Raw genomic sequence first — 16,426 nt, 5'->3', positions numbered from 1 at the left:
AGATGTTGCTCGTCCTGTCGTCGATTTCATTCATATCGCTTTCGCTTGGAGGATGGCAAAATTCCAAGACTGTCTCGGTACTTTGCAATGGTTCGCCTCGAAATAGGAATCTGATCCTTCTCGAGCATTTTGACTAACTTGCTGTCGGAGAAAGGCTTGGCTGGGTTTTCTTCGGATATCAATTGTTTAATCCTGATTTTGATCTGTTGGCTCGAAATATCCTCACCTTTTACAGCATTGTTGGAGAAGAATGTCTTCAGCTCAAAGATCCCGAAGTTCGTTTCCAGATATTTCCCGTTCACTGCACGGCTGATTGTGGATTCGTGAAGGGATAGATCGGTGGCTGCATCGCTCAACTTTAACGACTTGATCGGATGCTCGGGCTTTAGAAAAAAATCTTCCTGATACTTGATGATGAATTCTCCAACCCGAAAAATGGTGCTTGCCCTTTTGGCTATGACCATTTCTAACCAATGAACCTCTTTTTCTTTTTCGTTCAGATATTTTTTCGTCTCTTGATCATTGATTTCCCTCAATGTTCTCAGGTAAGCGACATTCAATTTTATTTTTGTCTGAGCGCCTCTGTTTTCCTTCAGCGTAATCTCATCATCTTCCACTTTCACGCTCAAATCTGGAACAACATACTCCATTTGACCACTCTCCATCGATTTGGCGGGTGAAGTATAGAGATTCCCTACAAAATCAAAAATGATTTGAATTTCCTTCAATGAAATATTGGTTTGATTGGCTATTTCCTCCCATTTACGTTTCATGAGCAGCTCGTAATATTCTTCAAGGATGAAGTAGGCAAGCGCTGGCGCTGATTCATTCCTCTCACACTGCAGCATGAAACACTCGCGCATATCTCGTGCCCCTACTCCCGCAGGTTCAAGCTGTTGAAGCAGGGTCAACGCATCAAGCAATTCGATACCAGTCCCGCCGGTCATCTTTTCTGCTTCTTGAAGCGAAACAGACAAGAATCCGTTTTCATCTAGATGATTGACTAAAAATAGAATCAACTTACGCAGGTATGTATCGCGATAATTCATGTGGATCTGCCGAATGACAATGTCATAGAACGAAATTGTTCCATCAGAGAGCTGCACAAGCGGATCGTAGTCATCCATTCTTCCATGAGAATGCAGACCAGAAAATGAGCCGATTACTGGCTCAGAAATCTCCAACAAAGGGTTTTCGAGAACTTTATTGCGTAAAAACTCCTGCAATTGATCCTTATTGTACTGCAACAGTTCGATTGATTGCTTCATTTCTTGCGATAGGCGAATCTTTTGTGTCTGAGTTTGTACATTGGATAGGCCAAGTTTCTGTTTCAAAGCAATACCTCCTTCTAAAATTCTGAATCCGCTGATTCCTTATATTACTTTACAATTTTAATTATGCATTTACAACAGAAGATGGGATCGTTCACATTCCCATTGGATTAGTCACTATAATATAATCGGGAATATTATCAGGTCCTACTTACGAAAGAATGATGCGTTTACTTTTTCTCGAAATAGATGCTGTATTTCTGGCTAGTGATGGTGGCAATAGGCACGAATGTAATGTTTTCATTTTAACCGGAAGTGATATGCGCTGCCCCTTCAAAAACTATGATGCCTTTCATTTAAGGGTTTTAAGAGGTCTTCCACACGTTCAAAACAAAGCGGCTGGTCTTTTTCTGTTATTCCTGCCAATACCAAACTGTCAAATTTTATTTAAGCAAAAACTATGCCAACTTCTGGGGAGCGTTCTCAAATAAAAAAAAGTAGGAGCAATTGCTTCCTACTTCTACCAATAATCACACTGCTCAATTATTTCCAATCAATGCGTTTGCATCACGCAACATGTATTCTGCTGCATCGTTGCCAATATGTTTTTCACCCTGTGCCTGCACCTCATTTATAAAGGATTGCAGATTGTTTGATGACAACTTCTGTCGTAAGCTATTAGCTACTCCCTGATTATCAATCAAATTTCTTTTTTCAAAAGATGTAACCATTTGTTTTAATCTTTCTGTACTTGCAAGAGTACTGAAAGTTACTGTATCGTTGGTAAAATTACCTGCCAAATCGCTCACTTCAACATTCAAAGTATGTACTCCAAGTGGAAGAGCATAAAGTTGAAGGATATCCCCATTGATATACGTTTCCCCATCTATGTATAAATGTGTTTCACTGTCATTTACTCCTGATAAAATATCCTTAAAAGTTACATCAAGTACGGTATCTATAGCATAACTGAGATTTTCATTCTCAAATCCTGGTATAGCAATTTCTGGAGCTGTTTTATCTATTTTTACAGTAGCAGTTTTTTGACCCTCTACATTGCCTGCCTTATCCACACTCCAGTAAACTAACTTATTTGTTCCTTCTTCAGTAAGTTTAACCTCAGTTCCTGTTTTTTCTGGTCCATCATTCACTATATAGTAGGTTGTAGCAACCCCAGAACTTTCATCAGTGGTATTTAAACTTACTACTACATCTTGGTTGATCCAGCCGGCCGAAACATTATCCGTGGTAGCTGGCGGGGTAACATCATTTGTATACTCCTCAATGTTGTTGAACATAAAGATAAGCCTTTCGTTCGTCGTCACATCCGGGATATCTTTGATTTGTGAAAGTTGTTTACTGCCCAGCATAAGCTTCAGAGTGGCGTTGTTACCCGAACCCTCAGCTTCCTGGTAAACGATCCGATTATCATACTTAGGTGATGCTAAGAAATAAGGACCCACTCCGGTTGAACGGAAGGTGAACTTTTCACTGTCACCTATCGCGGTGGCATCTGCTTTTATTATATTATTTCCCCCCACCAACTCATCCTTGACAGATAAATACGTATTCGTATTTATGAATCTTATTGAATATGTGCCGTCTTCATTAGGGACCAATTGATAGAAAGGAGCATCTTTCTTCATCACACTAGTGACAAGTTCACCATTATCATCAACATCGTAATAGGAATTCAAAGTTTCAGCAACTTTCTCACCGTCTACCGTACTCCAGTTTCTTTGATATAAAGGTTCCCAGCGCGTCCTCATTTGGAAATAGGGACTGCTCACACCGAGCGCTTCACCTTTATAATACGTAAGAGTTCCAAAGTTCATGTTATCAATATGCACCAGGGCTTGTGGCCGCGATGCGTCAGCTGCTCTTTTTGTCCAAGTCAAATCTAAATTCTCTACTTGATTGTACAGTGCTAAAGCTTGTTCGAACACTGGCCGTAGCTCCCCCCTGTTGAGCCCATTCTTGTCATTGTCAAATCCCGCTCCGTAATAACCCCTAGCAGTATCACCAAAAACATTAGGCATCGCAACAAATGGACTATCCTCCCCATATAGTTCTTTCGAATAGAGGTTGTACTTTGCAGTATATTCGAAAGCTTTGGCCAGTCTGTTATCGTATAAAGAATATAAATCCTCATTCTGATTTTTAGCAATCATGCTAATTTCAGCCATATATCCTAATCCCAACATAGCGTGACCCTGATCGCGTCCAGTTTCCATCGTCTGCCCTGATTCATTTACATAAGCAAAAATAGACCCGTTCGTATGAATGTCTTGATAAAATGTCATTCCACGATTAAATATTTCGGTATTTTCACAAAGCACTCCAATGGCCATTAAGCTGACCATAGCAGCAGCATCCCAGTTTCCATTAGCGTACATCGGAACTGCTGCATCCTGGATGACCGGATATATCACATTGATCATCATTCCTTTTAAGTTGTTGAAATCTTCATCGCTGTATTGGCTGTATCCCCCATTATAATACCGGACAATCTCTGCTGCACTTGCATATTTATAAGCATTAATACCGGCACCCAATATTCTGTCCCTACCATCAAGTACTTTTAAGCCATCCGCCCATTTATTCAGTATTTCAACTGTCTTCTCAGCGTATTGATCCTCTCCTGTAATTACCCACTGAAGAGCGTTAAAATATGCGGCTAGTCCCCCTTTTTCAAAGTATCCAATATTGCCAGAATCTGAGGGAGCACCCCCTCTACCCACGTTAGAAAAAACGGTAGTCACATAACTTGGACTAGATAAATTATACGGAACACTGTTCACCAACCTCTGGTAATCCGAATACCAAGGCTCTTCCTTCGCTTCCACATGTGCTTTCATCCTATCCAGATCTCCCATTGTCAGCAAGATACCCGGATGGTCAAAGATTCGAACATCCACAGCTGTACTTGTTTGATACTCCCCTTCATTATGTTCTACGTTATATTTATGAACTCCAACACTCAAGTCAACAAGCTCCGCCCGCATCATGCCTTCTGTATATCTTACATTAGCCTCTTCTCCATCGAGTTTGTAATTATCTGGATTTGTGTCACCGTTTATAGGAAACCAAGACAATTCCGCATCATATCCTGATACTTTTTGATTGATTTCCAGTAAATTTTGTTTAGTTGCTTCTTCGAAAACAAAGCGATATTCAGTATTCTCTTGCTCGATACCGCTGCTTTGCATCGAATCCGCTGTCATTTTTACATTAAAACGGTCAAAGTCAGCACTGTCTCTCATCCTCGATAAATGAGACCAAATCCGATAATAATCAGCATCCCCGTACTGGTCTACATAAAAACGCTCATTCCAGCCTGCCATACTTGCGGATGCTTTAATTTCGAAAATCCTATCGGTGCTGAAACCATCTGCATCTCCGCTAATAATATTAAAATACTGATGCGTATCGCTCAAAAATTCTTCAGCAGTAAAATAATTTTGGATGCTAAGGTATTTACCGGTATCCAAAGATTTAATAGAATATGCCGTCCGCGTTGCTCCGGCTTCTGGTTCCTCTTTTTCTACGTTTTTAAAATAATCTAAGACATAAAGGGCAAATGTAGAAGCCTCGCCAGAATTTGATGTCAGAGATAATTTTTCCGTAACCGGATCAACCTTAATGTATTGGTCATCCACATTCTTCATTTTGAAAATCTTCGCTGCATTCGCACTGTTCGTAAAGTAATCTCCCATATCGGGGCCAGCAAGTTGAGATGGCTTTTGTATTTTCACAAGATTATTCATTGCCGTTTGTAACGCTAAAAGAGCTTTATTAACAGACTCTGCTGATGTGTTCGTCATGTTAACAACTTTAGACTGATTCAATGTGAATATGAAGTTATTCCAACTTTCAGGTGTGTAGTCGGCTTGTAACAACTTATCCGCTTCAATAATCAAAGTATCCAGAGCGGTCTTATCCACATTATCATTTATGATTGGATTCCCTAAAGTTATGGATAAAGTGGGAACTGCTTGACCTAGGTCGTTACGTGATGAATACATTTCACTTGCTGCTACAGTTCCATCATTCACCTTATCCGTTGAAATATGTATAGTGACTACTTTTCTATCATTTCGAAATGCAAATTGAAAAACGGGAGACAAATCTACAGTAATGGTTTCTTCACCATTAGAAGTAACATTCTGAGTTACAAGCGGTGATTCAGCCACATCATTAGGACGGTTATTATAGGTTAGATTTGAAGCTGTCCACTCTTCCACTGAATTCATAAGAGTTGAATCACTTTCAGTGAAAATTAAATCATTAGGTGCATGCGATTTTCTGAAGGTTAGCTCCACTTTTATCTGATTGATGTCATAATACTGCGTATCAATTGATGTTAAATCAAACTTAAGATAAGTATGTCTATTTTTCCCATATATTAATTTATTCGAGTTCAAATTTATGCCAACACTTTCTGCTTGTGATCCAAAATTAGAAACAAATGCATCCTGAGTAGTAGGAAACACTATCGGTTCTGTCGCCGCAGCAACCTTCACCATTTCTCCTCCTAAGGTATAGAATTGCGTTAAAAGCATTAATGTACAGAATGCTAATGATAAGAGATGTTTTGAATATTTTTTCATTGTTGTACTCCTTTTCAATAACTGGATGATTTTCTTTTATTCATTTTAAAATAGGCCAATAAAATTTGTAACCGCTATCAAATTTCGAGTTGGCTAGTCTTTACGGATTCTATAGAATATTTATACAAGGATTTCTTTTTCCTTATTTCGTTAAGGCTCTCTCAAAAAAATGAGTTTAGTGGATTTGAAAGAGGCAATGAGCAAAGTAGAGAATCAGCACGAATGAAAATCCACAATGATCGTCACTTAAAATGACTACCTTCATGTCAGTTGAACCTTCAGAAACGATTGGAACATTTTCTTCAAGAGCTAGTCCAAACATTTGTGAGATTTTCAGAATTTTCATCGTTATTATTTTGAAAAGTTCTCTCATCCCCTTTCTTCTCAGTCAAATTAGTTCCATTAAAGGCGATCAGATAGTTATTAGTCGCCAATTACCTCATTACTCCTACCGGCTGGAGATTAAACCGGCCGTTTATTCTTGTAATGTTCCCTCCCTGATTCAGCTGCTCGACGAATTCCCTGTGTATTGTCCATTGCTATTTCACGTTGGAACTCCAACACAGCAACAGCAATAGTCATTCTAACGTTAAAAGCTCCATTCACTCATCCCACTATTCTTTTGAGCAATTATTGTGCCATTATTCCGTCGAAAAGAAAATAAGATACAATGATATCTCTGAATCTTATGTTCATTCTTTTAGTTTTTGTTTTTTGGAATCTACGAAAAAATATTGTAGATTGCTGTTAAAGTATGATTGCCTGTAAACCGCAATCACTAACCAACGATTCAACACCTCACAAAAATGCCGATATGAAGCGATTCATTCGACATTCTATGGAGTTATTTTTTTTTTTGTTTTGCAAGTTGGTTGGATTGAATGCGCCGCGGACAGCATATCAGACTCAGGCCTCAATAGTTTGAGTTAGTATCCTGCGTTAACGACAGCCGACACAATCAAAATAAAAAGTGCCCAATTTATTTCGGACACTTCTTTAGCTTAGAAATTTTTCATCAAGTAATCAATCCAAATTACATCCTTTCCAGGAAATTACGTGCATTTTTAGAGCGATTGAATCCCCCGTAAATATCTTAACGATTGTCAATGGTATCCGGGCTCAGATGCGATGATTTTTAGATTCCCCTTTACGAGCCAATCCTCAATCCCTACAGGAAGAATGCAACTTGTCCCCATTTGCAATGGATACACTGTCTCTTCAATCACAAGTTCACCGCTTCCCTCTACTACAGTAACCAAAACGAACGGAGCATCTTTTTTCACCATCTTCAAAGCACCTTTGATATTCCATTCGTATACATTAAAAAATCGATTACTGAGATACGTCACAATGCTTGAATCCCCATAATTGTCTGTTTTGATTTCTAATTTGGGGGTTAATCCGGGTACTGTGGTCACATCTACGGACTGTTTTTTATGCAGCTGTCTCTTCCTGCCATTGCCATCAGTACGGTCATAATCATAAACGCGGTAGGTCGTGTCAGAACTTTGTTGGGTTTCCAAAACCAGCGTCCCTTTTCCTATTGCATGTATAGTGCCACTAGGAACATAAAAGAAGTCCCCCTTTTTAACAGGCACTCTCCGTAACAATTCAGACCAGTTATCTGTTCGGATCATTTCCATTAATTCTTGCTTAGTCCGTGCATAATGATTGTATATAATTTCCGCACCTATTTCCGCATCAATAATATACCAACATTCAGTCTTGCCCAATTCACCTTCGTGTTCCTTGGCGTAAGCATCGTTAGGATGGACTTGTATGGACAGATCGTCTTTTGCATCCAAAATTTTTGTCAACAAGGGGAAAACGGACTCACAGTTGCTCCCAAACAACTCTGGGTGATTTTTCCAGAGATCATCTAATCTTTCCCCTTTAAATTTACCGTTTTCAATAGTGCTCGCACCGTGTGGATGAGCAGAAATTACCCAATTTTCACCGATTCTGTCACTAGGCAAATCAAACCCAAAAACAGTGTGTAATTTATTGCCTCCCCATATTTTTTCTTGAAAGACGGGTTTCAAAAATAAAGCTTCTGTCATAATTCTATTCTCCTTTTCACAACAATTTCATAAATCAAAGTACACAAAAATCAACTTACATCTTCTCAAAACCTTTATTGAACCATCCATTGTAAACACTTCAGCGATGGACTCAAATTGTCTTTAATCAGTTGATTTGACAACTTATTAGACACGGAAATACTAGCAAAATTTATGCCAACAAAGTGTCTAAGATTAAGAATTAACTTTTACCAGAGAATTATGTTGGATAATGATTTTTAGCCTAAAAAAAAGATACCTAAACAACAGGTACCTTTTCTAGATTAAATCCATTATTTTTTTGTGGAAAGCCACTCTAACTCAGCTTGACGCGGAACAAGCCACCCGCCAGTTCCTCTTCCGTCTCGCCGTCTTTCGCAGTCGTGATGTAGAGATACTCCAGATTCTTGCCGCCCAGACAACAGGACGTCACATTCTTCACCGGAATCCGGATTTTCTCAAGCTTTTTGCCGGTCTCCGGATCCCATCTGCAGACTTTTCCACCGCCGTATTGCGCCACCCAGATCATGCCTTCCAGGTCCACGCACATGCCATCCGGATTGCTGCCGTCGGTGATCTCGACCACATATTTCTCGAAATTCGCTTCACCCGTTTTTGTGTCATAAGCATAGCTGCCCACTTTTTTGGTCGGCGTGTCGATGAAATAGAGCGTCTTTCCATCCGGTGACCATCCCATCCCGTTGGCCAACGTGAGGCCATCCAAAACCTTGCGGCCCGTTCCGTCCTTTTCGATGGCATACAAAGCGGCTTCCCCTTCATAGGTGCCCTCATAACCCATCGTCCCGACAAGCAAGCGGCCTTTCGGATCCAATTTCCCGTCGTTGTAACGCATCCGTTCGTCGTTGTGAGCCTCGGCCACCAGTTGCTTCTCCTTCGTCCGAGGATCAATCCGGAAAATACCGCTCCTCTCAGCTTCCAGAATCATCCCCTCCTGATCGAGCACTGCGCAACCGACCGGCCCATCGGTCAAGTAGGTCTGCACCTCACCTGTTTCCGGGTCGATGGCGTAGATCATGTTGTTTTCGATTGAAACGCAATAAAGCAAGCTGTTCTCCGCATCCCAGTGCGGCCCTTCCAACAATATCGAATCCGCATAGAAAACCAGTTCCGGTTTCCTCACCTTAGCCTGTTCGGATTTCTTTTCCATCTTCATCCCCCTCATATTCCTCTGTCATTTATGGTTTCAGTATATAACAACAAAAAATGCATTCCAATTGATACGATTTTTTGGATATTTTTCGATATTTGGATGCCCGCGATTTTTTGTTCTTCCCTTAAAAATGCTATACTTTATGTGACTGTTCGAGGGGAGCAATTCTTATGAACACATCTCGTCTAAAGGAGAATGGCCATGGAAGAACGCAATACGCTTCTGATCAATCAGAGCACCATCAAGGCATTATTGGATATTGCGGATTTCAACAATCTCGTGCATCAGACATTTCAGGGACTCGGTGACGGCACGGTCATCAACCCGACAAAATTGACGCTTGATCTGGGTGAAACTGGCGGTTACCCGCCGTACGAAGGATTCATGAACGCAATGCCGGCCTACATCGGCTCGCAGGATATCGCCGGCTTGAAATGGGTCGGAGGGTTTTTGGGCGAGCGTAAAGCTGCCGGATTGCCTTATATCACGGGAATGATTTTGCTGATCAATCCGCATTTGGGAACTTTCACTGCCGCACTTGAAGGCGCTTATATCACCAACATGCGCACCGGGGCTCAGACCGCAAACGCATTGCGGTATTTGCTCAAGAAACCGACCGTCACAATCGGCCTTTATGGAGCCGGGATGCAAGCCAGCACCAATGTACGGGCAATCGCGGATCTGTTCGACATCACCGAATTGATTATCTGGAACCACAGACGCAGCACAGCGGAAGCATTTGCCGAAAAAATGCAGGAACACGTAAAAGGCGATATCCGCATTGTCGACGATCCTCGGGAAGCCAGCCAGGCCGAGGTCCTCATTACCGTCACGCCAGCGCAGACTCCCCTCATCAAAGCGGAATGGATCAAAAAGGGTACCATCATCTTTCCGATGGGATCTTTCCAGGAAATTGAAGATGCACTCATCCTGAAGGCAGACAAAATCATCGTTGACCATGTGGAGCAGGCTCTCCATCGCGGTGCTTTGAAGAAACTGACGGGTGAAGGAAAACTGTCCGAAAAAGATATTTTTGCGACGTTGGGCGAATTGGCAGTCGGAATGAAAGATGCCGGCGACCTTTCGCAGGACATCACCATCTGCATCCCAATCGGCACCGGAGCCATGGATGTTGCGATAGCCGGAGAAGTTTACCGAAGGGCACTCGAAAAAGGAATGGGCTACGCCTTTGATTTTGAGGCATAATAATTAGGACCGAACAGGAGGATCTATATGAATACCAAGAACATCGAAAAACAAAACAGCCATTTGGACTTGCAGGATAAAGCGGTCCAGGATATTTTCGCGCTTTATCAGGATTATCCGGAAGTGCCTTTCATTTCCGAAAGACGCGACAAGGAAGGTTGGCTTAATGCTGTCCGGATCGGTTCGGAACAGCTGGTACCCAAACGCAACGTTGTCCGTTTTGAGGAAGATATCCTGCCGGGACATCTTATCCTGTTGTGGCGCATACAATTCGGTACATTCACGAACGAGAGCGCTTATCCGAAATATTTCGAATACAATTACGGCATCAATGGCTCTCAAGCGTTAGATGAAGTGATCGAAAAAGGCTATGCGGTGGAACTTTCGGCGACCGATTCGCTGGATCACCTGAACGCAGCTAGCCTGAAAGCCATCTTGAAACACTACGAAGTGGCCGGCTATTCCAAAATGAAGAAGCCCGAATTGATGGAACTTGCGAAAAAGGAATTGAGCGAAGAACAACTGGCATCACAGTTCGCGCTGAGGGGATACCGTATCACTCCCGAAGGTGAAGCGATCCTGGCAAAATATCCCGAAGTCGTCGACCGCCATCCAAAGAAGAAATATTGATGTACCACAAAAAAGCATCCAGAATTAAAATTTTGGATGCTTTTTTGTGAGCATTCCTCCGATGAGGCGTTGTTTCATCGGAAGACCGGAGATTCGATACCTGATTATAGTTGCTGCTCCGATGAAAGCTGCCCAACCGAAGCTGGGATGACAAAAAAGAACAAAAAAAAGAACCTAATCCGAAGACTAGGTTCCTATTAAGTTTAATTTTGAATTAAGCTTTGTTTACGTTTGTTGCTTGAGGTCCACGGTTACCTTCTTCGACGCTGAAAGTTACTGCTTGTCCTTCTTCTAAAGATTTGAAACCTTCAGATTGGATAGCTGAGAAATGTACGAATACATCGTCTCCGTTTTCGCGTTCGATGAAGCCAAAACCTTTGTCTGCGTTAAACCATTTTACTGTACCTTGTTCCATAATTGAAAATCCTCCTCGTGCTATTGCACATATATCATACATTGTTGCTAACGCTACGGATCGGAATTTTCGTAATGCAATTCGTTTCTCTAACCCAACAAAATGTTAAATTCATTGTATCATGCTTTATTCAATAATGCAAATCGAAATGGCAAAAAAATTCTCAATACTGATACAAATCATTTTTCCAGCGCGCCATTCTGCAATTTTTCGTCAAAAAAAGAACCCGATCCGAAGATCAGGTTCCTATAAGTTTAATTTGAATTAAGCTTTAGAAACGTTTGTTGCTTGAGGTCCACGGTTACCTTCTTCAACGTCGAAAGTTACTGCTTGTCCTTCTTCTAAAGATTTGAATCCTTCAGATTGGATAGCTGAGAAATGTACGAATACATCGTCTCCGTTTTCGCGTTCGATAAAACCAAAACCTTTTTCTGCGTTAAACCATTTAACTGTACCTTTTTCCATAATTGAAAATCCTCCTCGTGCGTTTTGCACTTTATGATACATTGTTGCTAACGTTACGAATCGGAATGTTTTGAAACAATTCTTTTCTGCGCTTCACAAAATGTTAAAGTCATTGTACCATGGATTTTTTGATTGTGCAAGCCCTATCGTTTTGAATATTACTAGTTCTGCAGTTTGCTCGTTTCATCTTCTGAGGTTATCCTTTTGATGCCTTTACACGGAATACTAGCTGCAATAACGTTAGCAGGGATATTCTTTGTAATGACACTCCTTGATCCAATGATGGAATTATCACCGATCTTTACGCCTTGGTTGATGTGAACGACAGCTCCGACCCACACATTATCCCCTATTTCTATTTCGCCACCATCAAGCATTACACAATCAAAATTTGCATATTAAAATATGCTGCCGCTGTTTTTCTAAATCCAATTTCTCATCTGCTCTTACGCTACGCTGCCCAACTTTAGCTTTTCCACTATCATCATACTTTCTTTATCCCGATGATTCATCATTTTTTTAATCATATGGATCATTAAATAAAGAGAAGCAATCTTTGCGGGATCGCTTCTCTCTTCTTCTTTATTTTTTTTCTTTATCAAGAATTTCGGATATTTTTCTGTCGACATAATTTAAGCCCATACCCATGAAATATTCAGCAAGATCTTCATCGCTGATATCTTTTACATCGTATCCGCCCTGTTTTCTTTTAGCGGCATACCCTTTTCTCATTTTTTCAAGCATATCTTCGGGTAGCTCCACTTGGAATTTCTTCATTGTCATCGCAACCGCCTCCTATGTCGTTGTTAGCCTGAACGATCGGATAAGGTAATGTTACTTCCGCATTGATCAGGTAACGCTTTCATTATACCCTTATTTTCAAAATATATACAGAATTTTATGCCTGAATCAGCAATATATTCGATATTTTTTATTTAAATATGACAAAAACCCTTGAAGAGAGTGGATTTTCCAACTCTTCCTTCAAGGGCTAGTCCATTTTTTTCAATTTAAATCAGTGATGCTGCTGTTTCAAACGATCATTCTTCAGAACTGTTGATGATCAGTGCGCCGTTCTCGGTATTTCTCTGATAATCCTGGAAGAAGTCCCAGATGAATGCGGCTTCCGGTTTGTAGTTCCAATGCGCCAAGTCCTTGACGGCCGCCAATTTCATCATGACTCCGTTTGCATTTGATGCCGTGCCAACAAGCATTTGCTTTTCACCGAGGGTCGTCCACTCCTGATTGTCCAACGCCACGCCGTAGAATTCGTTCAACGACAGATCGTACTGCGGAGCTGCCGGCTTTCGCCCCGATCCTGGCATTTAAATTCATTGATCATCGCGCAAAGCATATGCACTCCGTCTGTCCAAACTGCAGATCATCATTCCAAGACTCGCCTATAACAATTCTATTATCAGTACGCTTTGGGTTAACTGCCTTGTTGACTTGCCCGGTTTGCGGGTATAGAGCAATGATGAATTTCATCAATGATGAGGAATAGTTTTGATCATACGGTACTGGCGCAAATAAAAAAGCAGCGAAATGAATCCTGTGAGGGATTGTTTCTCTGCTTTTTTGTAACTACTCTTATTTGAATTTGAACAAATCTCGAATCGAGAACGTGGCTTTTTTGTATATCCGGTTGTAGGCGGTTCTTTTGGCATCCCGGATCAGGCCCATGCCTTTTTCACCGTAGAACGGATTTGTTTGCCGCTTGATCGCCCGCTTCAGCTTTCCGGTTGTCCTAGCCTTAAATGAACGCTTCAGGCTTGGTTTGCGCATGCCGAATTTCATAGTAACCAGTCCTTTCTTGCGTAAAAGAATACGTCTGTATACTCGAGCTGCTCTTAAGGTTCCTCAATCGGCTCAAGTTCCATTTCAGTCACCCACTTATGATTTTTGATTGTTTCCCCAGTGACTGTATCTATATAATCCACCATATAGACAGTAGTCGTTTCAGTAGCTTCGATGATTGCAGTCGCGCCGCTCATGCCCTCTGTGTGCTCAGCTTCCAGCATCACTTCACTGCCAACGCCGAATGGGTCTATTCCTGCATCCATGATTTCTTCTTGGATAACCCATTGGTGGTTCTCTACTCTTGGATCTCCATTGGTTGGATCATAAGAAACTTCATAAACAATCGTGTCGAAGGCTCCAACGATTGTCGCCTCTGCACCTTCCATGCCCTCCATATGGCCTGCCTGCATGATGACGGAATCGCCAACTTTATAAGTAGGATTCTCCGCTTCCATCAACCCTTCAGGAATTACACCTGAATCGTCATGGACCATATCCCCCATGCCTTCTGAGCTGCTGGAGGAAGACTCCTCAACCATGCTTTCCATCGTATTACTTTCCGATCCGACAGAGACTTCCTCCGTGGTCGTGTCCGTTGAACAAGCGGCCAATAATACAGTAGCCGATAGACTGAACAAACTCATTACTATTTTTCTTTGTCTCATTTCTATCCATCCTTTCTTAATGGTGTTGCTTGTCACTTACTTACAGTGTACTGAAAGTGACTGCGCATTTCAAAGGATAGCCCTTTCAGAAAAACCGCAGCGATAAGTATTAAGCTCCAGAATCCCATCACTCCGGTTCTGCGCAGCTTTGCGATTCTTTATTGTTTACTTATTGTTTGCAGCAGGCTGCCAAAATATTTTGTGCATAATACTTGCTTTTTGGAATGGATGCCGTATAATATGAAATGCAAGATAACTCTGTGCATTCCCATTACGGGGACGTTACGGATTCGACAGGTATAGGTCGAGCTTTTGATGCGCTCCGTAGGTTACGTCTACGTTAAAACGTTACAGTTAAAACAACTGACAAAACACAAAACAACACTTTAGCTTTCGCTGCTTAATTGTAGCTAGCTAAGATCCTCCTGGTATCGCCCATGTACTCAGATCAGGGTCTCAATGATGTGGGATACGCTGTGACCTTCCATCTGGAGGAATCAGAAGAGATCAATCAGATTAGCCAACAATAATGCCTGTTAAACGGCTAGTTCAAGGCGAATTCCAATAGTTTAACTATGAGCGTAGACTTGGAAGTGCCGATATGCTTGGACACGGGTTCGACTCCCGTCGTCTCCATCTAGATGTAGATGAAACCCTTAGAAATGTTGATATGAAGCGATTCATATGACTTTCTAGGGGTTATTTTTTGCCGTTTTGCAGGTTGATTGATTGTGGGAGCAGCGCAGACAGCCCCTATCGGAACAACAAGATCTCGACTGTTTGCGTTTGTGGGCTGCGTCAACGACCGACATCCACGCCATGTCTTGACTGTTTAATCTACCGACATCCCCTAACAGTTGACACAATCCCTTTGTCTTGACTGTTCCTATTCCCGGACCAAGCTAACGGTTGACACATTTGTCTTGTCTCGGTTGTTTAGGTTACCTTACTGGTCTAATGACAGACACAATCAAATAGAAAAAAAGAGAAGCAGCCGCCCCAACGAGGCAATCGCTTCTCTTTTCTGCTTTACAATTTATTTACTCATGTCTTCCAATTGGAAATGGATGGTTTCCATCGCTTGCAGCAAAGCTTCTGCTGTATCCAATGAAGTTAAACATGGGATGTTGTTTTCGACTGCTTCACGGCGGATCAAGAATCCGTCGGTCTCGCTCGTCTTACCTTCCGTCATCGTATTGACGACCAGGTTGATGCGGCCGTCGCGAATGGCATCAAGAATGTCGTTGCTGTTTTCATTGATTTTCTCAATAACATCAACTTTGATTCCTTCTGCTTCCAAAGCTTTGCCGGTACCTGTCGTAGCAACGATGTGGTAGCCTAACGAAATCAAACGTTTCGCTAATGGGATGATTTCTTCTTTGTCTTTATCCGATACCGTCATCAACGCTGTACCATAGTCAGGCACATTCACGCCGGATGCAATGAAGCCTTTATACAAAGCTTTCGGCAAGTTGACATCTTTACCGATGATCTCTCCGGTAGACTTCATTTCAGGTCCCAGAACCGTATCGACTTTCTTCAGTTTGCTGAAACTGAAGACTGGCATCTTCACGTATACGCCTGATTTTGATGGAACCAGACCTGTCTTGTAACCCATATCCTTAAGCTTCAACCCTAGAATTCCTTTTGTGGCCAACTTCGCCATCGGAATGCCGGTCACTTTGCTCAGGAACGGGATCGTCCGGCTCGCGCGCGGGTTCACTTCGATGATGTAGACGACGCCTTCACTGATGACGAACTGGATGTTCACCAAACCGATGGTGTTCAGCCCTTGTGCCACGCGGATCGTGTAGTCTTCGATCGTCTGGATCAATTCAGGCGACAGATTTTGCGGCGGATAGACAGCGATCGAGTCGCCCGAGTGGACGCCTGCGCGTTCGATGTGTTCCATGATGCCCGGAATCAGGACGGTTTCGCCGTCGCAGATGGCATCGACTTCCAGCTCTTGTCCGATCAGGTAATGATCGACCAGGACCGGACGTTCCGGACTGGCTACGACCGCTTCGCGCATATATTTCTCCAGATCCGCTTGGTTGTAGACGATCTGCATCGCCCGTCCGCCCAATACGTAGGACGGACGCACCAAGACCGGATACCCGATTTCGTCCGCAA

The 16,426-nt window shown here is 42.2% G+C and carries 15 protein-coding genes and 1 other RNA gene; 3 read left to right on the top strand and 13 right to left on the bottom strand.

Going from position 1 to position 16,426, the window contains the following annotated elements; genetic code table 11:
* Positions 1–26: 26 nt before the first annotated feature.
* The 5 genes from rpoN to BLV66_RS14405 all read right to left on the bottom strand — a co-directional run bounded on the left by rpoN (position 27) and on the right by BLV66_RS14405 (position 9,109).
* A complete protein-coding gene (rpoN, locus tag BLV66_RS14425) occupies positions 27–1,334 on the bottom strand; it encodes an RNA polymerase factor sigma-54 (protein ID WP_086986482.1) in 1,308 nt (435 codons plus the stop codon).
* A gap of 476 nt (positions 1,335–1,810) precedes the next feature.
* A complete protein-coding gene (locus tag BLV66_RS14420) occupies positions 1,811–5,881 on the bottom strand; it encodes an OmpL47-type beta-barrel domain-containing protein (RefSeq protein ID WP_086986481.1) in 4,071 nt (1,356 codons plus the stop codon).
* Positions 5,882–6,183: 302 nt separating this feature from the next.
* The gene (locus tag BLV66_RS15865; protein WP_256327916.1) at positions 6,184–6,315 is read right to left on the bottom strand and encodes a hypothetical protein; all 132 of its coding nucleotides are present in this window, start codon (positions 6,313–6,315) and stop codon (positions 6,184–6,186) included.
* Between the two features lie 669 nt (positions 6,316–6,984).
* On the bottom strand, positions 6,985–7,941 hold the full coding sequence (manA, locus tag BLV66_RS14410; protein WP_086986479.1) for a mannose-6-phosphate isomerase, class I: 957 nt from the start codon (positions 7,939–7,941) through the stop codon (positions 6,985–6,987).
* A 316-nt stretch (positions 7,942–8,257) separates the two neighbouring features.
* Entirely contained in the window at positions 8,258–9,109 is an 852-nt protein-coding gene (locus BLV66_RS14405) for an SMP-30/gluconolactonase/LRE family protein (RefSeq protein ID WP_176974301.1), read from the bottom strand.
* A gap of 204 nt (positions 9,110–9,313) precedes the next feature.
* Between BLV66_RS14405 and BLV66_RS14400 the strand changes: the two genes are divergently transcribed.
* Complete coding sequence (locus tag BLV66_RS14400; RefSeq protein ID WP_086986477.1) at positions 9,314–10,318, top strand: ornithine cyclodeaminase family protein; 1,005 nt, start codon at positions 9,314–9,316, stop codon at positions 10,316–10,318.
* Between the two features lie 27 nt (positions 10,319–10,345).
* On the top strand, positions 10,346–10,948 hold the full coding sequence (locus BLV66_RS14395) for a hypothetical protein (protein ID WP_086986476.1): 603 nt from the start codon (positions 10,346–10,348) through the stop codon (positions 10,946–10,948).
* A gap of 214 nt (positions 10,949–11,162) precedes the next feature.
* On the opposite strand, the gene BLV66_RS14390 is transcribed toward BLV66_RS14395, so the two are convergent.
* The 7 genes from BLV66_RS14390 to BLV66_RS14360 all read right to left on the bottom strand — a co-directional run bounded on the left by BLV66_RS14390 (position 11,163) and on the right by BLV66_RS14360 (position 14,293).
* Positions 11,163–11,363 (bottom strand): cold-shock protein, encoded by a 201-nt coding sequence (locus BLV66_RS14390; RefSeq protein ID WP_086629034.1) that lies wholly within the window; start codon positions 11,361–11,363, stop codon positions 11,163–11,165.
* A 264-nt stretch (positions 11,364–11,627) separates the two neighbouring features.
* A complete protein-coding gene (locus tag BLV66_RS14385; RefSeq protein WP_086986475.1) occupies positions 11,628–11,828 on the bottom strand; it encodes a cold-shock protein in 201 nt (66 codons plus the stop codon).
* A 161-nt stretch (positions 11,829–11,989) separates the two neighbouring features.
* Positions 11,990–12,205: an LbetaH domain-containing protein gene (locus BLV66_RS14380; RefSeq protein ID WP_086986474.1), complete on the bottom strand. Its 216-nt coding sequence runs from the start codon at positions 12,203–12,205 to the stop codon at positions 11,990–11,992.
* A gap of 205 nt (positions 12,206–12,410) precedes the next feature.
* Positions 12,411–12,611, bottom strand: a complete 201-nt coding sequence (locus tag BLV66_RS14375) for a hypothetical protein (protein WP_086627496.1) — start codon at positions 12,609–12,611, stop codon at positions 12,411–12,413.
* Positions 12,612–12,868: 257 nt separating this feature from the next.
* A complete protein-coding gene (locus BLV66_RS14370) occupies positions 12,869–13,153 on the bottom strand; it encodes a hypothetical protein (protein WP_086986473.1) in 285 nt (94 codons plus the stop codon).
* Positions 13,154–13,418: 265 nt separating this feature from the next.
* The gene (locus tag BLV66_RS14365; RefSeq protein WP_086986472.1) at positions 13,419–13,625 is read right to left on the bottom strand and encodes a hypothetical protein; all 207 of its coding nucleotides are present in this window, start codon (positions 13,623–13,625) and stop codon (positions 13,419–13,421) included.
* A gap of 53 nt (positions 13,626–13,678) precedes the next feature.
* Positions 13,679–14,293 carry a YdhK family protein gene (locus BLV66_RS14360; protein WP_086986471.1) on the bottom strand — a complete coding sequence of 205 codons (615 nt, stop codon included), beginning with the start codon at positions 14,291–14,293 and terminating at the stop codon, positions 13,679–13,681.
* A 275-nt stretch (positions 14,294–14,568) separates the two neighbouring features.
* Here BLV66_RS14360 and ssrA point away from each other — a divergent pair.
* Positions 14,569–14,932, top strand: a transfer-messenger RNA (tmRNA) gene (ssrA, locus tag BLV66_RS14355).
* 397 nt (positions 14,933–15,329) lie between these two features.
* On the opposite strand, the gene BLV66_RS14350 is transcribed toward ssrA, so the two are convergent.
* On the bottom strand, positions 15,330–16,426 hold a 1,097-nt coding region (locus BLV66_RS14350), incomplete at its 5' end, for an ATP-binding protein (RefSeq protein ID WP_143033143.1).

The organism is Trichococcus collinsii, assembly GCF_900107505.1.
GTDB lineage: Bacteria > Bacillota > Bacilli > Lactobacillales > Aerococcaceae > Trichococcus > Trichococcus collinsii.
The sequence above is the reverse complement of the archived record's forward strand: the minus strand, read 5'-3'. Positions and strand labels throughout refer to the sequence as shown.